Origin of the sequence: Shewanella sp. DNRA4 (assembly GCF_012843185.1) — a bacterium.
Classification (GTDB): Bacteria; Pseudomonadota; Gammaproteobacteria; order Enterobacterales; family Shewanellaceae; genus Shewanella; species Shewanella xiamenensis.
The window spans coordinates 134291-155216 of the sequence record NZ_JABAIP010000006.1; the positions used below are offsets into that span (position 1 = coordinate 134291).

Genomic DNA, 20926 nt, shown 5'->3' on the forward strand with positions numbered 1-20926 from the left:
GGCATATTCCGCTTTAGCGAGTGCTAAAGTCGGGAACTTAAGCGCCACTCTTTAAACGGCGCAAACTTCGCTGCAACCGGCTATCTTCTTCCCGCACAGATAACATCACCTCTTCGATGTAACTTAAATGTTCATTCGAGGCTTCTCTAGCGGCTTCAGGATCACGACGAACGATTGCAGCGAGCAGAGCACGTCTGTGATCGTTAGCCATAGTGGAAGCTTCTTCGCGGCGGCTTAAAAGCTCCAGGTTTTGCGCCACATTCTTATGCAGCACAGGGGTTAAACTGAGTACGAGATGCAACATAGCCACATTGTGTGACGCTTCAGCAACGGCGCGATAGAAGCGCACAATAGCAGCAGCTTGTTGTTCGATATTGGTGGCGGCTTCCACCTCAAGGATCATCCGCTTGATATTTTGCATATCGGCGTCTGTGCCACGCAGGGCGGCAAAATAGGCCATCATGCCTTCGGTCGCATGACGAAACTCCAGCAAGTCGTATTGGCTTTCTGGATCGGCTGTCATTAATTCAACGATAGGATCGGCAAGACTCTGCCAGAGTTGCTCTTTGACATAAGTACCGCCGCCTTGACGGCGCATTAATAGCCCTTTCGCCTCAAGTTTTTGAATCGCTTCACGCAATGAGGGACGAGAAACTTCGAACTGGATGGCCAGTTCACGCTCCGGTGGTAATTTCTGGCCCGGCTGTAAACTGCCTTCGAGGATCATTTGCTCGAGTTGCGCCATGATCACATCAGAAATTTTTGGCTGATTAATTTTACTATAGGCCATTTGGCGCTCAGCTCCGTTGTAAATTGGTCTTACCAATTTTTATGAGTGAGCGCACTTTATCAAATCACACTTTTGATGTCCAGATTGAAAATCAACCTTAAAAGGTGATCTCACTCAAAACCGCTCACGATGAGAGAGCATAGCCTAAAAAACTCATCATGGGGTCAGACCATTAAACCACAACGAGAGCAAGTGCTAGCGGCTAGGTTCTGGAGCGCTGCAAAAAGCGCAGATGCTAGAAAAAGCAGAACGGGCTGCGCCCTTATAGATTCTAGATTCTAGATTTTAGATTTTAGATTTTAGATTTTAGGTTCTAGATTCTAGAGCCACGAAGTGGCGTCCTAGAGCAGCGCTTTTTGCTGCGTCCTAGCAGCGAAGCACCCTAGGTTCTAGAAGCTGCGCAGCGTCCTTCTTATTAACTCACCAACCCAAAAATAGTCAGCAGTGATAACACAGCAACCATCAGCGTAAAGTTGCGTTTGCTTAATACTAACAATGCTAAGGTCGACTGCACACAAACAGGCGCGCTAGACACCTCGGGCAAAGGCTGGGCAGCGAGTGCCGTTTCAGTGACTACTTGCCTTGCACTGGCATTAATATTTAACGCATTATTGCGCCACGCCGCGAGCCCTTCACTAAACTGACCACTGAGCGCATAGCCAAAGGAAAACACTCGGCTTGGGAGCCAATCAAACGCAAACATAATATCTTCAATCAGCGGTAAATTAAGTGACTTACGTATATTTTCCTCCGCATAAAATCGCGCTGTGCAATATAACACTGCCCCCACAGGTCCAAGAAAAATAAGGCATAATGCCACTGCACCGTAGTAACGATAGTTAATCCAAGCAACGCTCTGCCCGACCTTGGCACCTAAATCTTTTTCCGAAACCGCCTCCAAACACTCACTGCAATCTAATTCAGCGGCATAGTGATAACAGGCCTGCACATCGGAGCGACACGCCGCCTGCATATATTTTTTAAAGGTATCGCGCTGTTTTTGATGATTAAAACAAATAATCGCCACCAGCACCCATAGCGCGAGACTTAATACTCCCCAAAACATACCCGACGCAATCCAACCCAACAGATAAACCACACCCGCGGGCAATATCAAAGCCAGCAACATATTAGTGTTATTAAGCGACGCTTTATCGCCAAAAAAGCTGGATTGGTAAGATTGCAGTACACGATCACACTGCCAAGAGGCGGGAAGAAACTTTAGTCGCTCCACAAGAATGGCGACCAGTAATGAAAATAATGCCATCGATAGTACTCCTTGTAAAAAAGCAGGACGGACTAGAAAAAGCAGAGCGGGCTTCGCCCGTCTAGGTTCTAGATCCACGAAGTGGCGTCCTAGAACAGTGCTTTTTGCTGCGTCCTAGCAGCGAAGCGTTCTAGATTCTAGAAGCAGCATCCTTCTTTGCCTTCAACGCAGCGCCGTTAAATACCTTTCCCAGTCAAAGCTTGGGCCAGGGTCAGTTTTACGCATTGGCGCAATATCACAATGCCCAACAATCCGCTCGACACTCAAGCTAGGGTATTGTGCAAACAAGGCTTGAGTCAATTCAACAAGTTGTTGATATTGTGCGGCAGTATAGGGCTTAGTATCCGTCCCTTCGAGCTCAATGCCAATGGAAAAATCATTACAATTTTCCCTTTCACCATAACGGGACACGCCAGCGTGCCAAGCTCTATCTTCACAACTCACATACTGCACACATTCGCCATCGCGGCGAATTAAAAAATGTGCTGATACCTTAAGCCCCGCTAAATCGGCGAAAGTTTCATCGGCACAGGTATCTAAACAGCCTTGAAATAATTGATCAATGTAAGGTAAACCAAAACATCCCGCGGGCAGGCTGATATTGTGGATTACCAACAGACTAATCTCCCCAAAGGGGCGTTGATTAAAATGTGGCGATTCACAGCGCCGCGCCGCGCGATACCAACCAAACCCAAAACTCATGTTTACTCCTTAAAGCCGAAAAGGTTTACAGATAACAGAACGTTCGCAAGCTCACTCACAGCACGCTTCGCTACCGTAAGGGCGCAGCCCGTTCCGTTATCAGTGAGTCGCAAAGCGACGTTCTGTCATCGCCCGCACAACGTAGCGTCCTTCTTAGCTTTCAGCGCAGCATCCTAGCACCTAGCGGCGCAGCCATGATAATCTTAAGCCTAAATGCAAGCAGGCAGACGATTGACCCCATGTTAACCCATGCCCACTCGCCCGATGTATAAAGCAAGGACTCCGATCATGCTAGAAAACGATATTCGCCACGCCGTAAAAACCGCGCTCAATGAAGATCTTGGCGGCACTGAAATCAACGAGCATACCAAAACCATTGCCTACGGTGACATTACTGCCGAACTTATTCCGGCAGATAAATATGCCGAAGCGACCTTAATCACCCGCGAAGAAGGGGTTTTTTGTGGCAAAGCTTGGGCAGAACAAGTCTTTAATCAATTAGGTGGCGAAGTCGCGCTGCATTGGCATGTCGATGATGGCGATCTTGTGTTACCCAATCAAGTCTTGTGTGAATTATCCGGCCCCGCTCGCGCCTTATTAACGGGTGAGCGCACCGCGATGAACTTTATCCAAACCTTATCCGGTGTCGCCACCCTCACCAAACACTATGTAGACAAACTTGCAGGCACTCACACACAGCTGCTCGATACCCGCAAAACCATTCCAGGACTGCGCACCGCCCAAAAATATGCTGTCACCTGTGGCGGCGGTAAAAATCACCGTATAGGTCTATTTGATGCCTTCTTAATTAAAGAAAATCACATTATGGCCTGTGGTGGTATTCGCCAAGCGGTGGATGCAGCGCGCAGTTTACACCCCAATAAACCCGTTGAGGTCGAAGTCGAGTCCTTAGCCGAACTGGCATTAGCACTGGATTCTGGCGCAGATATCATTATGTTAGATAACTTCGATATCACTATGATGGTCGAAGCGGTTGAACTGAATGCAAAAAGCCAAGCTAAAGGTAAAGGTGCAAAACTTGAAGTCTCTGGCAATGTGACCTTAGACACCTTAGCGGAATTTGCCAAAACGGGGGTGGATTATATTTCCGTCGGCGCTCTCACCAAGCATGTCCGCGCCTTAGATCTATCAATGCGACTGAAAGGCTAGAAAAGTAGAGCGGGCTGCGCCCTTATAGATTCTAGGTACTAGGTTCTAGTAGCCCATAAGCTGCCATCCTCGCGAACGACTGCATGGATGCAGGAGGTAGAATAACGCAGGAGCAGTTATCGACGCGGGGATCCAGCTTTATGCATTTCAGCTCTAGCTTCTAGAGCGAGCTTGCCAGCGTCCTAGCAGTTGCGCAGCATCGTCCTAGATTCGAGCTTCCTACCCTTTACAGCATAACCCCACTAAATACGCTGATTAAAAACAGGTATAACTCGCGCCGATGTTTTGACGTTGTTTTAAATGCGCCAACTTAACTAACATTGTCAAACATTTGTTAGAACGCAATACGTTTTAGCGTCAAGTTTTTAGACAAAATAATCATTTAATTAATACTTTATGCGTAAAAGTAGTTTCAATTTAGTTAACTTTGTACTAACTTTTACCTAGGCGAGATGGCCGTTTCGGCCTTCCTTATCAAAATTAGCTCAAAGTGAATTGTCGCTAGCCAAAAAATCAGCAATTCATTGCAAGCAATCAAGATAAGCAGCCGAAACGAACACAATCGATAAACAACAATTTGCATTATATTTGGAGCAAAAAATGAAAGGCATCAAGATGAACAAGCAAGCTCAGGGTTTTACCTTGATCGAATTAATGATTGTAGTAGCCATTATCGGTATTCTGGCCGCCGTGGCATTACCTGCATATCGTGATTATGTTGGTTCAGCCCATGGTGGCGCGGCGATGAAAGGCCTAGCGTCTTACACTACTAAAGCCGTTACATGTGTTCAATCAGGTGTTGGTTGTGACACTATTAACAAGGATATGAAAGACGTTGCTCAATTAGGTGGTGTTGAAGGTACTTTTGCAGAAGGTGCTGGTGGGAACTTAACTTTTAATGAAGGAAATTGCTCAGTAACGGCCAAACTTACAAATGATGGTTTAGTAACTTATGAAGCAGATTCGACTGCTTCTGGTGCAACTCCAGAGCAATGCGTTGCTGGTGCTGGTAGTAATGTAACCGCAGCGCCATAACAGCAAATTTAAATTTGTTCTCTAATGAATCTAATGAAGAAGAGGGATAACTCTCTCTTCTTTATTTTTCAATATTAGGTCTATCGATGCCCACCTCTGGCTTACATTTAGGTTTATCCACTTTATTTATTCGTAAAGGGCTGCTAAATGAAGAGCAGATGGCGAGTGCCATCACCAAATCCCGCCAAAACAAACAAACCTTAGTCACCACCTTAGTGCAAACTAAGCTCGTGTCAGCCCGCAGTATTGCCGAGCTTTGCTATGAGGAATATGGCACCCCGCTGTTGGATTTAGCCGAATTTGATGTTAACGCAATACCCGAAGAGTTTCTGAATAAAAAACTGATTGAAAAACACCGCTGCTTACCGCTATTTAAGCGCGGCAATCGCCTTTATATCGCCACTTCAGATCCTACCAATATTGCCGCCCTTGAGGAATTCCAATTTAGTGCTGGGTTGCATGCCGAAGCGATTTTGGTGGAAGAAGATAAGCTCGCTAAGGCCCTTGAAAAGGTACTCGAAGAAGATATTACTGGCCTTGATTTAAGCGGCATGGATGAAGCAGCGCTTGCTGGTATCGAAATTACCGATACCGATAAACGCAATGAAGACAATGCTAGTGAATCCAGTGACGATGCCCCTATCGTCATTTATATCAATAAGATACTAACCGATGCTATTCGTAAGGGCGCTTCAGACTTACATTTTGAGCCCTATGAAAAACGCTATCGTATCCGTTTTCGTATCGATGGTATTTTGCATGAAGTCTCCGAGCCGCCAATCAGCCTAGCCGGACGACTCTCAGCGCGCTTAAAGGTAATGTCAAAGCTGGATATTGCCGAGCGTCGCGTCCCCCAGGATGGCCGGATTAAAATGAAGCTATCCCGCACTAAGTCTATCGACTTTCGGGTAAGTACCCTGCCGACTCTGTGGGGCGAAAAAATTGTAATGCGGATATTGGATTCTTCTTCCGCACAGCTCGGTATCGAAAAACTCGGCTACGAACCTGATCAAGAAAAGCTCTACCTTGAGATGCTAGCCAAACCCCAAGGCATGATATTAGTGACAGGCCCAACAGGTTCGGGTAAAACCGTTTCGCTCTATACAGGCTTAAATATCCTCAATACCGCCGAGCGTAATATTTCCACCGCCGAAGATCCGGTGGAAATTAACCTTGAGGGGGTAAACCAAGTCCATATTAATTTAAAAGCAGGTTTAACCTTCGCCTCGGCACTGCGCTCCTTTTTGCGCCAAGACCCCGATGTGGTGATGGTCGGGGAAATCCGTGACCTTGAAACCGCCGAAATTGCCATTAAAGCCGCACAAACAGGCCACTTGGTTCTATCAACCCTGCATACTAACTCGGCGGCAGAAACACTCACCCGTTTAATTAATATGGGCGTACCCGGCTATAATATTGCCAGCTCAGTCAATTTAATTATTGCTCAGCGACTTGCACGGCGACTTTGCCCTGAATGCAAGCAACCCGAACAAATACCTGAACATGAGCTAAAGCGTTTAGGCTTTAGTGATGCGCAAATCGCCCAAGGGTTTATCACCTATAAACCCGTGGGTTGTGAGCATTGTTCTGGTGGCTATAAAGGACGGGTAGGTATTTACGAAGTGATGAAGATGTCAGATGAAATTGCCCGTACTATTATGGAAGGGGGTAATTCATTGCAAATTGCCGACCAAGCCAAGGCCCAAGGGATGCGCGACTTGCGGCAATCTGGACTACTAAAAGTGCTCCAAGGTGTCACCAGTATTGCCGAAGTGAATCGGGTAACCAGTTTTTAATAGCGGGACGGACTGCGCCCTTCTAGGAGCTAGGCTCTAGATGCTAGAGCGAGCATGTGAGCGTTCTAACAGTTGCGCAGCAACGTCCTTCTTAGCTTTACAACCAACAGGGATAATTTATGGCTACGGCAACCACAGTAAAAAAGCCTCGCCCAAAAAAGATTGAGCAAAAAAGCCAACCTAAAATTTATACCTTTGAATGGAAAGGTGTTAACCGCGACGGCCAAAAAACCAGTGGCGAACTGAGGGGGGCCTCTGCTGCTGAGGTTCGTAGCAAGTTAAAATCTCAAGGGGTAAATCCTAAAACCGTTCGCAAACAATCGGCCGCCTTATTTAAATTAGGCGATGCCAAAATTACCCCTATGGATATTGCTATGGTGACTCGGCAAATTGCCACCATGCTTGCCGCTGGGGTGCCATTAGTGACTACCATTGAATTACTGGGTCGCGGCCATGAAAAAGCAAAAATGCGTGAGCTGTTAGCGACAATTCTATCGGAGATCCAGTCAGGTATTCCGTTATCTGATGCTTTGCGTCCCCACCGACGTTACTTTGATGATCTTTATGTCGATTTAGTGGCGGCGGGTGAACATTCAGGCTCACTCGATGTAGTGTTTGATCGTATTGCGACCTACCGTGAAAAATCTGAAGCATTAAAATCTAAGATTAAAAAAGCCATGTTTTATCCGGCAGCAGTAGTAATAGTCGCTATTTTAGTAACGGCACTATTATTACTGTTTGTGGTGCCACAATTTGAAGATATTTTTAAGGGCTTTGGGGCCGAGTTGCCTGCTTTTACCCAATTAGTGCTGCAAATCTCCCGCGGCTTACAATCCTCTTGGTATATCTTTTTGGGTGCCATAGTGGCTGGCGTATTTTTATTTGTGAGGGCTCATAGGAACTCGCAAATCGTGAGAGACAGAGTTGACGAAGTCATCTTAAAAATTCCAGCTATTGGTCCCATTCTACACAAAGGCGCTATGGCGCGTTTTGCCCGTACCTTAGCCACCACCTTTGCCGCTGGTGTCCCCTTAATCGACGGCTTAGAATCCGCGGCCGGAGCATCGGGCAATGCGGTATACCGTAAAGCCATTTTAAAAATCCGCCAAGAAGTGATGGCCGGGATGCAAATGAACGTGGCAATGCGAACCACAGGGCTGTTCCCCGATATGCTGATCCAAATGGTGATGATTGGCGAAGAATCAGGCTCACTTGATAATATGCTTAATAAAGTTTCAACTATCTATGAGATGCAAGTCGATGATGCTGTTGATGGTTTATCCAGCCTAATTGAACCTATCATGATGGTGGTCATTGGCACTGTTGTTGGTGGTCTTATTGTCGCTATGTATTTACCCATCTTCCAAATGGGTAAGGTGGTTGGTGGCTAGAACGTTGCAAAAACCGCAGCAGCCAGAAAAAGCAAAACGGGCTACGCCCTTATGGATTCTAGGTTCTAGAGCAGCGAAGCGTCCTAGAGGCCTAAAATCCGTTTTACATTGAACAATATAATTAAGTAAGAATAATGACTGAATTTTTCACTTTATTGGGTCACACTTTTGACCAAGCACCATGGCTTTTTATCTTATTAAGTTTTGTGTTTGCCGCCACCATTGGCAGCTTTTTAAATGTGGTGATTCACCGCTTTCCGGTGATGATGAAGCGCGAATGGCAACAGGAATGTAATCAGTATCTGCAGGAATATCATGCAGATATTGTTAAGCAAGTAGGAATAGAAAAGCTCAATAAACCGATCGATCACTATCCTCCCAAATACAATCTTGTGGTACCTGGCTCTGCCTGCCCTAAATGTAAAACCGCCATCAAGCCTTGGCATAATTTGCCGATTATGGGCTGGTTAATGCTCAGAGGAAAATGCGCAGCCTGTCATGCCCCCATTTCCTCACGCTATCCGATTATTGAGCTAATAACAGGGTTACTCGTTGCAACACTCGCCTGGCATTTTGGCCCCAGCGGGCAATTTATATTTGCTGCAATACTCACTTTTGTATTGATTGCGCTCACCGGAATCGATCTGGATGAAATGCTGCTTCCCGACCAGATGACACTTCCCCTGCTATGGTTAGGACTACTCATTAACCTCAACCATACCTTTACCAACCCAACCGATGCGATTATTGGTGCCGCAGTAGGCTATTTAAGTTTATGGTCGATTTTTTGGCTATTTAAGCTGTTAACCGGTAAAGAAGGCATGGGCTATGGTGATTTTAAACTGCTTGCCGTATTTGGTGCTTGGCTTGGTTGGCAAATGTTGCCACTGGTGATTTTACTTTCATCCTTAGTGGGTGCCCTCGTAGGCATCACGCTGATCTTGACCAAACGTAATCAACTGGCAAATCCGATTCCCTTTGGTCCTTACATTGCCGCCGCAGGTTGGATCGCCCTAATATGGGGTCAACCTATTGTGGATTGGTATTTAAGTACGTTATAGAACTGGCTTCGGCCTTATAGGTTCTAGGCTTTAGGTTCTAGAAGGAGCGCAGCGACGCCCTAGCAGGACGAAGTCTAGTCCGTTCTAGGTCCTAGCAGCGTCACGTCCTTCATCGCTTTTAAGAGAGTTTTATGTCCAAATTTGTTGTCGGTTTAACGGGCGGGATTGGCAGTGGTAAAACGACCGTGGCGAATCTGTTCGCGGCAGAAGGTGTTTGCCTAGTCGATGCCGATGTCGTTGCCCGAGAAGTCGTCGCACCAGGCACCTACGGATTAAACGCCATTATTGACCATTTTGGGACAGAAATCTTAACGGCTTCGGGCGAGCTTGACCGCGCAAAACTTAGGCAACGAGTGTTTAGCGATGAACAAGCGCGTCAGTGGTTAAATCAACTGCTGCACCCTATGATCCGCCAAGAAATGCTTTTGCAAGTCAAAAATGCCACCTCAGACTATGTAATTATGGTTGTACCCTTGCTATTTGAGAACGGGTTAGATAGGTTAGTCAATCGGACTTTAGTGGTGGATATTTCGCCAGAGTTACAAATAAGCCGTACCGTAAAGCGGGACAATGTCGAAGCAACTCAAGTAAATAACATCATTGAGAGCCAGTGTAGCCGCAGTGAAAAACTCGCTAGAGCCGATGACATTATTGATAATCAGGGAGAGATATCAACGCTAAAACAAGAGGTGCAAGCATTGCATCAGCGCTATTTACAATTATCTGGTAATCACAACGCCCATGACTGACTTAGTTTATGAACAGCCTTTAAATGAGAAGATCCGCAGCTACTTGCGGCTCGAATACCTCAATAAGCAGCTCTGTAATAACCTAAATCACGACCACCAGCATAGATGTTTCTACCCTCTGTTTTCCCTGTGCGAGCTCTCGGAGCGCTGCGACTACCGCAATGAGGTCCTCAAAGATATCGAGCGAAATCTACTGCAACTGAGCAAATGGCAAGAACTCGAGCATGTCGATAGCGAACAAATCCGCTTTTATATTCAAGCCTTAACCCAAGCCAGAGAACCGTTACAACGCCCCGAACGCTGTGGGAGCCAGCTAAAGCAAGACAGATTCTTATCTGCACTCAGGCAACGCTTTGGTATGCCAGGTGCCTGCTGTAACTTCGACCTTCCCCAACTGCATTTTTGGCTCGCCAAACCCTGGGAAGAAAGACGCCTGGATTATCAAGCTTGGATAAGTCATTTCGATCCCCTACTCACACCCATCACGCTTTTGCTTCAACTTACCCGCAGTACCGCTGATTTCGATAATGCCACCGCTCATGCCGGTTTTTATCAAGGGGATAGCACTCAAGCCCTGTCATTAGTTAGAGTCAAAGTCGATGCTTCCCACGGTTGTTATCCCACGATCAGTGGCCATAAAAATCGTTATGCCATTCATTTTGTACAATTCGATCAACAACGCCACTCAGACCGTAGCATCGAATTCTTACTAGCGACCTGCGCGTGAAGCCTTTACACTAAAGCCATTGATAACCGTTATTCGTTATTCGTTATTCGTTATTCGTTATTCGTTATTCAGCAGTAAATCAAGAGATCCCCATTATGCCGTTAACCGTCAACTGCCCAATTTGTAAAACTCCAGTACAATGGAGCCCTCAGTCAGAGTTCAAACCTTTTTGCAGTGAGCGCTGTAAGATGATCGATCTCGGTGATTGGGCATCGGAGAAACACGCCATTCCAGTCAAATCTGAGTTTGATGTCGACGCTTTAGACGAACTTGGTTACGACGAAGAAAGCTTCTTTAAAGAATAAGCCTCATACAACAACTCAGTTTATTTACCAACGACCAGAACCGACGAGTCTCGGATTGTTGTTCATACAGTGATAAGTAGAAATTTATGACAAAACGTATTCATGTTGCCGTGGGCATTATTCTTAATACTGACGGACAAATCCTACTCGCCAAGCGCCCAGAGCATTTACATCAAGGCGGCAAATGGGAATTTCCCGGTGGAAAAGTGGAGCAAAACGAAACCGTTACCCAAGCCTTAATTCGTGAGTTAAAAGAAGAAGTGGCGCTTAACGTCCATTCGAGCGAACCTTTTATGGCGTTAAGCTACGACTACCCAGATAAACAGGTACTACTCGATATTCACACTGTGAGTGACTTTACGGGCGAGGCGCAAGGGCTTGAAGGACAACAAATCGTCTGGGTCGATAAGCACGAGCTCACCCATTATGACTTCCCTGATGCTAATAAACCTATCCTCGCCAAGCTATTAGCACAAAACTAATCACATCTTTTTATGGGTAATAGCCAAATTTACATTAGCGATACGTGATCTGGCTTGCAGCAAATTCATTCACAACTTTTACAAAACGTAAATTAGTGCTTGAATGCAAATTCATTATTCTTCTTCGATTTTGAGGGCATATCATGCACAATAACGTTAAAGCATTACTCGCCACGACCGCGTTATTTTTTAGTTGCCAAGTACTAGCAAATGGCGGCTGTGGCTTTGAAGAGCAAAAACAGGGCTTGATTGCCACCTGCAGCGAGGAGAAACAAGAAGTGATTTTAACCGGTGTAGTTGAAGCGCAACATTTAGTAAAAGATCTCAATGAGTTTGCTGAGGGCTACAAAAGCTACCAAGTCGATACCGACGCCTTAGCACCACTCAAAAAAGTCACAGAACCAACAGAAATCGTCGTGATCATTGGTACTTGGTGCCCAGACTGTCATCGCGAAACGCCACGTTTTATCCGTATTATCGAAGAAGTGGCGAACCCCAATATTAAAGTGACTTATATTGGTGTCGATCGCAGCAAGCAAGACCCTGAAGGACTGGCGGCAAAATACGAATTCAAACGTATTCCCACCTTTATCGTGCAACAACAAGGTAAAGAAATTGGCCGTATCGTAGAGCGTCCAACCGTCTCGCTCGAAAAAGATTTAGCCGAGATCTTAAAGTAATCGTACCCGAATAATAACAAAGGCCGCCAAGTGTAAACTTGGCGGCCTTTGTCTTTTAATAATAGATGTGAGGTTATACCAATCGTATTAAATCGCTTCTTCTAAAATCCGCTGCGCCAGCATCACTAACACACCCTCACGCAATGCTCCACCTGATAGCGCCAACTGCTCAATTCCTAAGAGTTCAAAGAGCGCAAGTAAAATCGCCACCCCTGCGGCAAATGTCGGCGCACGTTCGGCGCTTAAGCCGATAATCCCCTCAAGACTCACATCTTCCTCGGCGAGGATTTCCGCTTTCAGCTGTGTCAGCACAGCCAAAGTGATGATTTCAGACTGCTTACGGTGCATTAACACTTCGACCACAGATTGCACTGCGCCAGAAGCCCCCACCACACAGTGCCATCCTAAGTCTTTTAGCCTTTGCCTATGTTCACCTAAGACTGCTAGCACTTCCTGCTTAGCATCGTCAAAATCGAGCTCTTGCAACGGCGCGTTGTTGAAGAAACGGCGGTTAAAGGTCACGCTGCCCATAGGCAAGCTAGTCTTAAACTGAACCTGATGACCATCCCCGATAATAAATTCGGTACTTGCTCCACCAATATCAATCACTAAGCGTCGACCTTGGCCACAGGTTGTTGCCACCATACCTTGATAAATCAGCTCAGCTTCACGCATGCCCGAAATAATCTCAATCGGGTGACCGAGAAGGGGAGTTGCCCTCTGGTTAAACTCGTCGGCGTTATTGATAGTACGCAGTGTTGCTGTGGCAATCACAGCAACATGATTAGGATGGACTTTATGCAGTGCTAACATTTGGGCAAACATGGCGAGGCAATCTAAACCTCGTTGCATCACTTCCTGTGATAAATAACCGTCTTCGCCAATCCCTTCGGCTAACCTTACTTTACGTTTGTACTTAGCAATAATATGTGGCTGACCACCTTTTGTTTTAGCGATCAGCATATTAAAACTGTTAGAGCCTAAAGTAATGGCAGCATAAGCGGGTGTTGGCATTTACGGCTGTCTACGCGTCCTGTCATGGCGAGGTGGACGACCACCACTACGATGTGCACCTTGAGTACGACTCACCCCAGAGCGCTCACGTAAATTACGAGCTCCCGCTGGATGTTTGCGATGAATCTTAGCTGGCTGTGGAATATCATCCAGTAACGCATCGCGGTCATAATTACTCACTGGGATTGAGTGATTAATATAAGTCTCAATCGCTGGCAAGTTTAGTGCGTATTCTTCACAGGCAAAACTAACTGATACCCCTTTGTTACCCGCTCGCCCAGTACGACCAATACGGTGGACGTAATCTTCACAATCATCAGGTAAATCATAATTGTAAACATGGGAAACATCAGAGATATGCAGGCCACGTGCAGCCACGTCAGTCGCAACCAAGATATCTAATTGACCTTGCGTAAATTGCTCTAGGATTCGAATACGTTTCTTCTGTGGCACATCCCCAGTGAGCAAACCCACACGGTGACCATCACCCTCAAGCCAAGCCCATAAGTTCTCGCAGCTATGCTTAGTGTTTGAAAAAACAATGGCTTTCTCAGGCCAATCTTCTTCAATCAGCGTTAGCAATAAACGCATCTTATCTTCTTGGGAAGGATAGAAAATTTCTTCTTTGATATTCTTTGAGGTTTTTTCTTCGGGGGCAATTTCGACTTTCACCGGATCATTCATATGATCATAAGCCAACTCTTGCACCTTCATTGAAAGCGTCGCTGAAAACAACATGTTCAGGCGCTGATCGGCATTAGGCATGCGTCGGAATAAGAAACGAATATCCTTGATAAAACCGAGGTCGAACATACGATCGGCTTCATCTAACACCACGGCTTGAATCGCATTTAAGCTAATAATGCCCTGACGCACATAATCGATAATCCGTCCGGTTGTACCGATTAAGATGTCAACACCTTGGTCAAGCACTTTACGTTGGACGTCATAACTCTCACCACCGTAAACAATCCCTACCTTTAAGCGAGTATGTTTCGCGAGTAAAATCGCGTCCTTAGCAATTTGAATGGCTAATTCACGGGTGGGCGCCATGATAATGGCACGCGGTTGATTTAATTGACGCCCTTCAGGAACAGGGGTCGACAATAAATGGTTAAATGTGGCAACCAAAAACGCCATTGTCTTGCCAGTGCCCGTCTGAGCTTGGCCAGCGATATCTTTTGATTGAAGTAATACGGGTAATGATAACGCCTGAATCGGCGTACAAAATTCAAAGCCGTTCTCGGCAAGGGCCTGTTTAACCTCAGGATGCAGAGGTAAGTCGGCAAATTTTTGATTTGATAAATGTGTTTGGCTCATAGCGCAAGCATACCATTTGGGGTTGCAATAAGATACTCGATCGTTTGAAATAGCCACATTGTAAAAGGTAACTTGAAAAGCTATTTTTCAGCCCCAATATACATGGTAAGCCATTAACAAACCAGCAATGGCAACCAAACTGGAGAACATCATGAGCGATAAAATTATATACCTGAGCGACGACAGCTTCGAAAACGACGTATTAAAGGCCGATTTACCAGTATTGGTAGACTTTTGGGCTGAATGGTGTGGTCCATGTAAAATGATCGCGCCAATCCTTGACGACGTTGCCGAAGAGTATGCCGGTCGCGTAACTATCGCTAAATTAAACGTTGACCAGAACAACGTTTCTCCAGCGAAATACGGCGTTCGCGGCATTCCAACATTGCTGTTATTCAAAAACGGTGAGTTGGCAGCGACCAAAGTTGGCGCGCTCTCTAAAACTCAGTTAAAAGAGTTTATCGACGCACAAATCTAATTTGTTGTCGTTATGAGTGACCTCCGGCACAAGCTGAAATTAAATTGTGCCGGAATGCCCCTAAATTTCTGGACGCCCCGCTTTGTTAGTGCTACTTTAATAACCAGATTCTTTCTAACTAAACCACTTCTCGCTCGTCAATCACTATCCTGAATCACAAACTTTACTGATTGATCGCGGTAAGCTTTGTCGCGTAACACAAGATCCCCAACATGAACTTAACTGAATTAAAAGACACGCCGATATCCGACCTAGTTTCGCTAGCCGAAAACATGAAACTCGAAAATATGGCCCGTGCTCGCAAGCAGGACATTATTTTCTCCATCCTTAAAGCCCACGCCAAAAGTGGCGAAGACATTTTCGGTGGCGGCGTATTAGAGATACTCCAAGACGGATTCGGTTTCTTACGAAGTGCAGATGGATCTTACTTAGCTGGCCCTGATGATATTTACGTGTCACCAAGCCAAATTCGCCGTTTCAACATGCGAACGGGTGACACCATTTTTGGTAAGATTCGTCCACCAAAAGAAGGTGAACGTTATTTTGCCCTGTTAAAAGTTAACGAAGTTAACTTTGATAAACCTGAAAACTCTCGCAATAAAATCCTCTTTGAAAACTTAACCCCACTCCACGCAGAAGAACGTATGCGTATGGAGCGTGGTAATGGCTCAACTGAAGACATCACTGCCCGTATTCTGGATTTATGCTCACCTATCGGTAAAGGTCAACGTGGTCTGATCGTTGCGCCACCAAAAGCGGGTAAAACGCTATTACTGCAAAACATTGCGCAATCCATTACCTACAACAACCCTGAAGTGGTATTGATGGTTCTGCTGATCGATGAACGCCCAGAAGAAGTAACCGAGATGCAACGCCTCGTTAAAGGTGAAGTTATTGCATCTACCTTCGACGAACCAGCAAGTCGTCACGTACAAGTGGCTGAAATGGTTATTGAAAAGGCTAAACGTTTAGTCGAACACAAAAAAGACGTGGTGATTCTGCTCGACTCTATCACCCGTTTGGCGCGTGCTTACAACACTGTAATCCCTTCATCAGGCAAAGTGTTAACCGGTGGTGTGGACGCCAACGCCCTGCATCGTCCAAAACGCTTCTTCGGTGCAGCACGTAACATCGAACACGGCGGCAGCTTAACCATTATCGCTACTGCGTTAGTCGATACTGGTTCTAAGATGGACGAAGTGATTTACGAAGAGTTTAAAGGTACTGGTAACCAAGAGCTGCATCTGTCACGCAAAGCCGCTGAAAAACGCGTCTTCCCTGCGATTGACTTTAACCGCAGTGGTACTCGTCGTGAAGAGAAGCTGACAAATCCAGACGAACTGCAAAAAATGTGGATCCTGCGTAAGATCCTCAATCCAATGGATGAAGTCAGTGCAATGGAATTCCTCATTGATAAGCTGGCGATGACTAAGACTAACGAAGAATTCTTCACCGCGATGAAACGCGCAAAGTCTTAAGCCATATAAGATTGCATGAATAATAAGGCCGCTCACTGAGCGGCCTTTTTTACGTTTTACACATGGTGATGGATTGCAAAGCCGCGGGTGCGGCTCACTCGATTCAAGTGACTTAATCAAGCACAGGTAAATAACTGAGTACTAACTGATCTCGGCTTAGTTGCCCATCAATTATCTCACCTACTGTACCGTTGTTTAACTTGATGGCAAGCGTGGCCTCGCCGACCTGCGTCTTAAAGGTTTCCATTTCTTTAATTCGATTGATCAGCGCCAATGCTAAAGTGTTTTCTGCGGTCGCAGCATACACACGGCCATTTACTGTCACTTCCGCTTGTGTGGCTAATGCAGGGCCGGCTAGATGAATACCGACGTATTCACGCCATACTCTGGCTTTTTGCTCGCCTTGATAATCACTGTCAACCGATGCAAGCACCACTTGGCGTAATATCATCTGCAGTAAATTGCTCTTACCTTTTGGCTGGCCGTTAACAGTATCAAATTGGAAATAACGTGAAACTGAGCGATCGTAATTAGGTAATGGTTCAATACTTTGTTGGGCAAAATCAGTGTAATAAGGCAGATAACTATCGAGCTTACCACTTACGCCACAGCTTTCGGTAAAGAGCGGCGTGCTACCACGAGTCAGCCCTGGGCCTTCACCCATGGTCATCTTACACAACATGTCTTGGAACACTGGACCCACATTCGGTAAATCAACCAAGGCTTTATAACCACGACTCGATGTGCTGCGGGGCGTTGTACGTGATACTAAGGCTCGCACGGCTAACAATTTATCAGGCCATACACCTAACACGTCGCGCTCATTTACATACGGATGGTTAGGTGAGGATGCAGGCGTTTTAATACCGTTGAGTAAGCGGCCCGAAAAGCTAACATCAGCCGTTAATAAATCCTGAAATTGAGGATTTATTTGCGATTTAATGATCAACTCTTTCAAGGCTTCTGGGGAATCAGAGAACTGACTGATCACCTCACCCGGCTCAAATTGCGCCTTCATATCGCCGCTTTTAAAACGATATTGCTCAAGTACCTTAGCAAAATTGTACTGCTGTCTTAACGCTACGCTGCCATCAGCTTGTTTGTATGTCACATCGAGGGTTGCATCATTTTCTCCCGCCAGCTTGAGGAAGAAATCTGCCGCCTGATTCATCGCCCGCTGATTCGCGCAATACCAAGCATCACTTCCTGTGGCCGCCAATCGTTCGCACTCACCAGCAAAAAAGTTCTCTGATAAACCAAACAATTGTTCTAAAAAGCTCACATCTTCAATGAATTGACGTATTTCATCAAACTGCGCTTTACGATTGATGGTGTAACTTAGGCTATGATCTTCAAACAAAGATTGACGATTATGGCGTAGGTTCATGGTCTCGTAGCTATCGAAGTACTTTTCGATATAAAACTGACCAATATCATCTAAGTTTTTACCCGCGTCACCGCGATTACAGTTGCTGTTCAGAGACACGTGCTCATCGGTACAGAACGAATACTGACGTAGGCTGTTGTTTTGCTCTATGTTATAAAGCGCGCCAAATCGGGTCTCACCGTTCACCACACCTTTAGCGAGTTCATCACGACGCTTAGCATCTTCCGCTTTGAGCGATACAAATTCGTTAGCCTTTGTTTCCACTTCGCGGGCATAGCCAAAACGTAACGCCGCTAAGTCATAGGGTTCAAACGTGGTTGCAAACCGATTCACGTTGTAGTCCATTTGGCTCGAAAACTCGGCATTAACAGTAATATCTGGGTAACCTGCATCGCTAAAGGCGGCTTTTAACTCCGTCAGTTGTGCTTGGTTAAAGGTATTGTCGTGGTCGCGACTCCCAGCAAAGTTATGTCTTAAGCCAAAGGTATGCCCTAATTCATGGGTCAAGGTGCCGGCAAATGCTTGTGCAGCAAGGGCTGTAGTTAATGAGTCTTGTAAACTTATCGGCAAATCTTCAAATGCCGCTAATTTACCGCCCACTTTGCCATCAACCCACATTTCGGCTTTTTTCCAATCAATTTCATGACCTTTGATACCGCGAGGTAATTCACGATTACTACCACCTGTAGCAAACACGGTATCCACATGCATCATTGAATTTTCAGACCAAAACGCTTGTGTTTTTTCATCAAAATCCGCCAAAGCATCGAGACTATTATCCTTAGGCGTTAATAACATTGATTTGGGTGCTGCAATAAGCTGCTGAGTCGGTTGTTCAAATGCCGCCGCCTCAACTGGCACAGTATCAACGCTGACATCTGGCTTGTTCAAATTCGACACATAAGGCTCGCCCGTTAACGATGTGACTGAATTCGCGTCCAATTTGCCTCTGTTATAATCTAAACGCACTTGGCGATAGTAACGTACTGCGCCTTGTTTTAGATTCGAGCTGTATTGATTGACTCGCGCACTCACAATTTCGCCTGTAAGCGGGTTTGCCGCGGATGGGCCATAACCCGCCAAACCATTATCCAGCGGTTCATCAAATAAAGTGATGTTGCTATAGCGCAGGTCGCCATGGCGTTTATCGTGGGCTTGCTCAAGTTTTATCTGTGGAAAACCCGTTTTATACAACTTGTTTTGAATGTTAATTGCCGTCACGGACTCGATAGCAGCATCCAAAAAGGGTTTATTTTTCGCATCGTAGAAATTATTACTCAAGTAATAAGTCAGTTCCAATTTGGCCGGATTGAAGCGATTCATGTAGGTACGCACATACCCGTCAACGCCCTCTGAATCAGTCGCATCACGATAAGTATGGGAAGAGGTAAAGAAACCAAATGCGCCCTTTTCGTTTTCAGCATAGGGTATTGCTTGATAGTCTTTACTGGCTAACTGATCCACCGCCACAATCGAAATAAACTCGGTGGTCGTAAAGGATAAGTTGTCGAGGTTGCCACCGTAAAATTGGTTAAAGCAACTTGGAGAAGCTTGATAAGTATGTTCAATTTCAAAGTTGACCACCCCTTTGGCTAAATCCATTTCATAGCCTTTTTGACCATTAGAGGTAACCAAACGGGGGGCTTCGGTTTCAGTCACACATTCACCGAAGGTAATAATGTCATTAATATCTAACTCAGCAATTTTAGCTTTCGCAAAGTCAGGAACAAAGTAGCGCTTATCCTGCCATGTTAAATTAGCATCGGTGTTAACTTGCTCTACGTTAATGCACTCGCGCCATTTGTCTTCAGTACATTTAAAGTCGATATATTCGCCAGGAATGGTTAACACTGGGGCTTGGTTATACTCATTAGGATAACGGCTGTCATGGCCTAATCCGATATTATCCCGGTCAATTTGACGCACTTGGATGCCATTCTCTGTTTTGTGCAAGGTCACCAGCTTAGGATCACCTTGGGTAAAACCTCGCACCTCGGCGGCATAACGCGGAGCCTTACCTACACTGCGAATATAAAGATATTGCCGCTCAGTGGCTTTATCGATGTCGGCAGTGGTGACTTGCTTTTCATCTTTGGGGAGTTCTTTATAAGGCTCATCGCCAGCACCACACCCTACAAGGGTTAGTGCGCTGGTGATCGCCAGACATACCATGGACTTCTTCATAGATTCCTCTTAACGACTGTTTTTATAGATATTTAGTGACTGACAAATAAAAGGTTGAACTCTTTTTGTCATAAATCTCAAATCCCTGAGATGTCCCCACTTCTGGGTTGTAAAAACGACCACTATTGTTATGACCAACAGCCAATACCCAGTCAGGCTTAAACGACCAACCGAGTTCTTGGGCGAAGGTAAATTGATCGTCGAGTCGGCGACCGTAATAGTTTTTGGAAATTCGATAACGACCACTCACGTCCAAATACCAATTGGCCGTAATTTGCCAATAAGCATCGAGTAATCCATCGAGTTGCTGTTCAACCAACACACGCTCACCTGCGGTTTTGTATTGGTAAGCGTTGTAGCGATAGCGCGGTGAAAAATAAAAACTTAGGTTATCTAGCGGGCTCCAAAATAAGTACGCAGCAATACGCGGTGCATATTGCAACCTATCCAATTTTGATTCGCGCTCTGCGGGCAAATACACACCTAAACTGCCTTTGAATGAGACGGTATCGCTTAAGGCATACAGTGGTGTGCGGTATTCCAGCAAAGGGTCATAAAAACTGGACTCTTTGCCATGCAATGTTTGCTTTTCGCCCCCAAGGGTAAACAGCACATTGCCCCAATTTGCCTTGTAATCGATCCGGCTATCGATGTTATAGGCTTGATAGGCGTAATAACTATCCGAGTCATAAATGTTTCGGGTAAACCCAACATTAACGTAGCCAGACCATTTTGCAGCTTGTGCATCCGTGGCTAACTCAAATTCATTGACAGCCAATACTTGGCCAACAAATGAAAAGCTCGCCAGCATCACCTGCAAGCAGAAAAGCACAGACCATTTATTTCGTCGACGAGAAATCGACGAATAATATTGATTATTCGTTGGTTGCATAATAAAACCTTGATTTAT

19 protein-coding genes are annotated in these 20926 nt (G+C 45.6%); 12 read left to right on the forward strand and 7 right to left on the reverse strand.

Annotation, left to right across the window (positions count from 1 at the left end; translation table 11 throughout):
• Positions 1-37: 37 nt before the first annotated feature.
• The 3 genes from pdhR to ampD form a co-directional block, all read right to left on the reverse strand.
• Positions 38-790 carry a pyruvate dehydrogenase complex transcriptional repressor PdhR gene (gene pdhR / locus HG547_RS08275; protein ID WP_011070781.1) on the reverse strand — a complete coding sequence of 251 codons (753 nt, stop codon included), beginning with the start codon at positions 788-790 and terminating at the stop codon, positions 38-40.
• A gap of 415 nt (positions 791-1205) precedes the next feature.
• Positions 1206-2057, reverse strand: coding sequence for a beta-lactamase regulator AmpE (gene ampE / locus HG547_RS08280; protein ID WP_037413617.1), 852 nt, complete (start codon positions 2055-2057; stop codon positions 1206-1208).
• 162 nt (positions 2058-2219) lie between these two features.
• Complete coding sequence (gene ampD / locus HG547_RS08285) at positions 2220-2759, reverse strand: 1,6-anhydro-N-acetylmuramyl-L-alanine amidase AmpD (protein WP_169547582.1); 540 nt, start codon at positions 2757-2759, stop codon at positions 2220-2222.
• A 288-nt stretch (positions 2760-3047) separates the two neighbouring features.
• Between ampD and nadC the strand changes: the two genes are divergently transcribed.
• The 10 genes from nadC (at position 3048) to HG547_RS08335 (ending at position 12155) form a co-directional block, all read left to right on the forward strand.
• Positions 3048-3929, forward strand: coding sequence for a carboxylating nicotinate-nucleotide diphosphorylase (nadC, locus tag HG547_RS08290; RefSeq protein ID WP_088586229.1), 882 nt, complete (start codon positions 3048-3050; stop codon positions 3927-3929).
• 600 nt (positions 3930-4529) lie between these two features.
• Positions 4530-4964 carry a prepilin-type N-terminal cleavage/methylation domain-containing protein gene (locus HG547_RS08295; protein WP_282433114.1) on the forward strand — a complete coding sequence of 145 codons (435 nt, stop codon included), beginning with the start codon at positions 4530-4532 and terminating at the stop codon, positions 4962-4964.
• An 86-nt stretch (positions 4965-5050) separates the two neighbouring features.
• Positions 5051-6760 (forward strand): type IV-A pilus assembly ATPase PilB, encoded by a 1710-nt coding sequence (gene pilB / locus HG547_RS08300; protein WP_169547583.1) that lies wholly within the window; start codon positions 5051-5053, stop codon positions 6758-6760.
• A 119-nt stretch (positions 6761-6879) separates the two neighbouring features.
• Complete coding sequence (locus HG547_RS08305; RefSeq protein ID WP_047534376.1) at positions 6880-8151, forward strand: type II secretion system F family protein; 1272 nt, start codon at positions 6880-6882, stop codon at positions 8149-8151.
• 134 nt (positions 8152-8285) lie between these two features.
• A complete protein-coding gene (locus HG547_RS08310; RefSeq protein WP_169547584.1) occupies positions 8286-9212 on the forward strand; it encodes an A24 family peptidase in 927 nt (308 codons plus the stop codon).
• Positions 9213-9343: 131 nt separating this feature from the next.
• A complete protein-coding gene (gene coaE, locus HG547_RS08315; protein WP_169547585.1) occupies positions 9344-9961 on the forward strand; it encodes a dephospho-CoA kinase in 618 nt (205 codons plus the stop codon).
• The gene (gene zapD / locus HG547_RS08320) at positions 9954-10688 is read left to right on the forward strand and encodes a cell division protein ZapD (protein ID WP_169547586.1); all 735 of its coding nucleotides are present in this window, start codon (positions 9954-9956) and stop codon (positions 10686-10688) included. Before coaE ends, zapD begins: the two co-directional genes overlap by 8 nt.
• A gap of 95 nt (positions 10689-10783) precedes the next feature.
• Positions 10784-10993, forward strand: a complete 210-nt coding sequence (gene yacG / locus HG547_RS08325; RefSeq protein WP_037413634.1) for a DNA gyrase inhibitor YacG — start codon at positions 10784-10786, stop codon at positions 10991-10993.
• Positions 10994-11079: 86 nt separating this feature from the next.
• Entirely contained in the window at positions 11080-11475 is a 396-nt protein-coding gene (gene mutT / locus HG547_RS08330; protein WP_037413635.1) for an 8-oxo-dGTP diphosphatase MutT, read from the forward strand.
• Positions 11476-11618: 143 nt separating this feature from the next.
• Positions 11619-12155 (forward strand): thioredoxin family protein, encoded by a 537-nt coding sequence (locus tag HG547_RS08335; RefSeq protein WP_011070769.1) that lies wholly within the window; start codon positions 11619-11621, stop codon positions 12153-12155.
• Positions 12156-12242: 87 nt separating this feature from the next.
• Here the strand turns inward: HG547_RS08335 and HG547_RS08340 are convergent, their stop codons facing one another.
• Both HG547_RS08340 and rhlB read right to left on the reverse strand, forming a co-directional pair.
• Positions 12243-13169 carry an exopolyphosphatase gene (locus HG547_RS08340; protein WP_169547587.1) on the reverse strand — a complete coding sequence of 309 codons (927 nt, stop codon included), beginning with the start codon at positions 13167-13169 and terminating at the stop codon, positions 12243-12245.
• On the reverse strand, positions 13170-14489 hold the full coding sequence (rhlB, locus tag HG547_RS08345) for an ATP-dependent RNA helicase RhlB (protein WP_037413639.1): 1320 nt from the start codon (positions 14487-14489) through the stop codon (positions 13170-13172).
• A gap of 151 nt (positions 14490-14640) precedes the next feature.
• On the opposite strand from rhlB, the gene trxA reads away from it, so the two are divergent.
• Together trxA and rho are read left to right on the forward strand one after the other, a co-directional pair.
• Positions 14641-14967, forward strand: a complete 327-nt coding sequence (trxA, locus tag HG547_RS08350) for a thioredoxin TrxA (protein ID WP_011070766.1) — start codon at positions 14641-14643, stop codon at positions 14965-14967.
• 212 nt (positions 14968-15179) lie between these two features.
• Complete coding sequence (gene rho, locus HG547_RS08355) at positions 15180-16445, forward strand: transcription termination factor Rho (protein WP_037413641.1); 1266 nt, start codon at positions 15180-15182, stop codon at positions 16443-16445.
• A 112-nt stretch (positions 16446-16557) separates the two neighbouring features.
• Here the strand turns inward: rho and HG547_RS08360 are convergent, their stop codons facing one another.
• Both HG547_RS08360 and HG547_RS08365 read right to left on the reverse strand, forming a co-directional pair.
• A complete protein-coding gene (locus HG547_RS08360; RefSeq protein WP_169547588.1) occupies positions 16558-20016 on the reverse strand; it encodes a zinc-dependent metalloprotease in 3459 nt (1152 codons plus the stop codon).
• A 22-nt stretch (positions 20017-20038) separates the two neighbouring features.
• Complete coding sequence (locus tag HG547_RS08365) at positions 20039-20908, reverse strand: hypothetical protein (protein WP_169547589.1); 870 nt, start codon at positions 20906-20908, stop codon at positions 20039-20041.
• Positions 20909-20926: the final 18 nt, after the last annotated feature.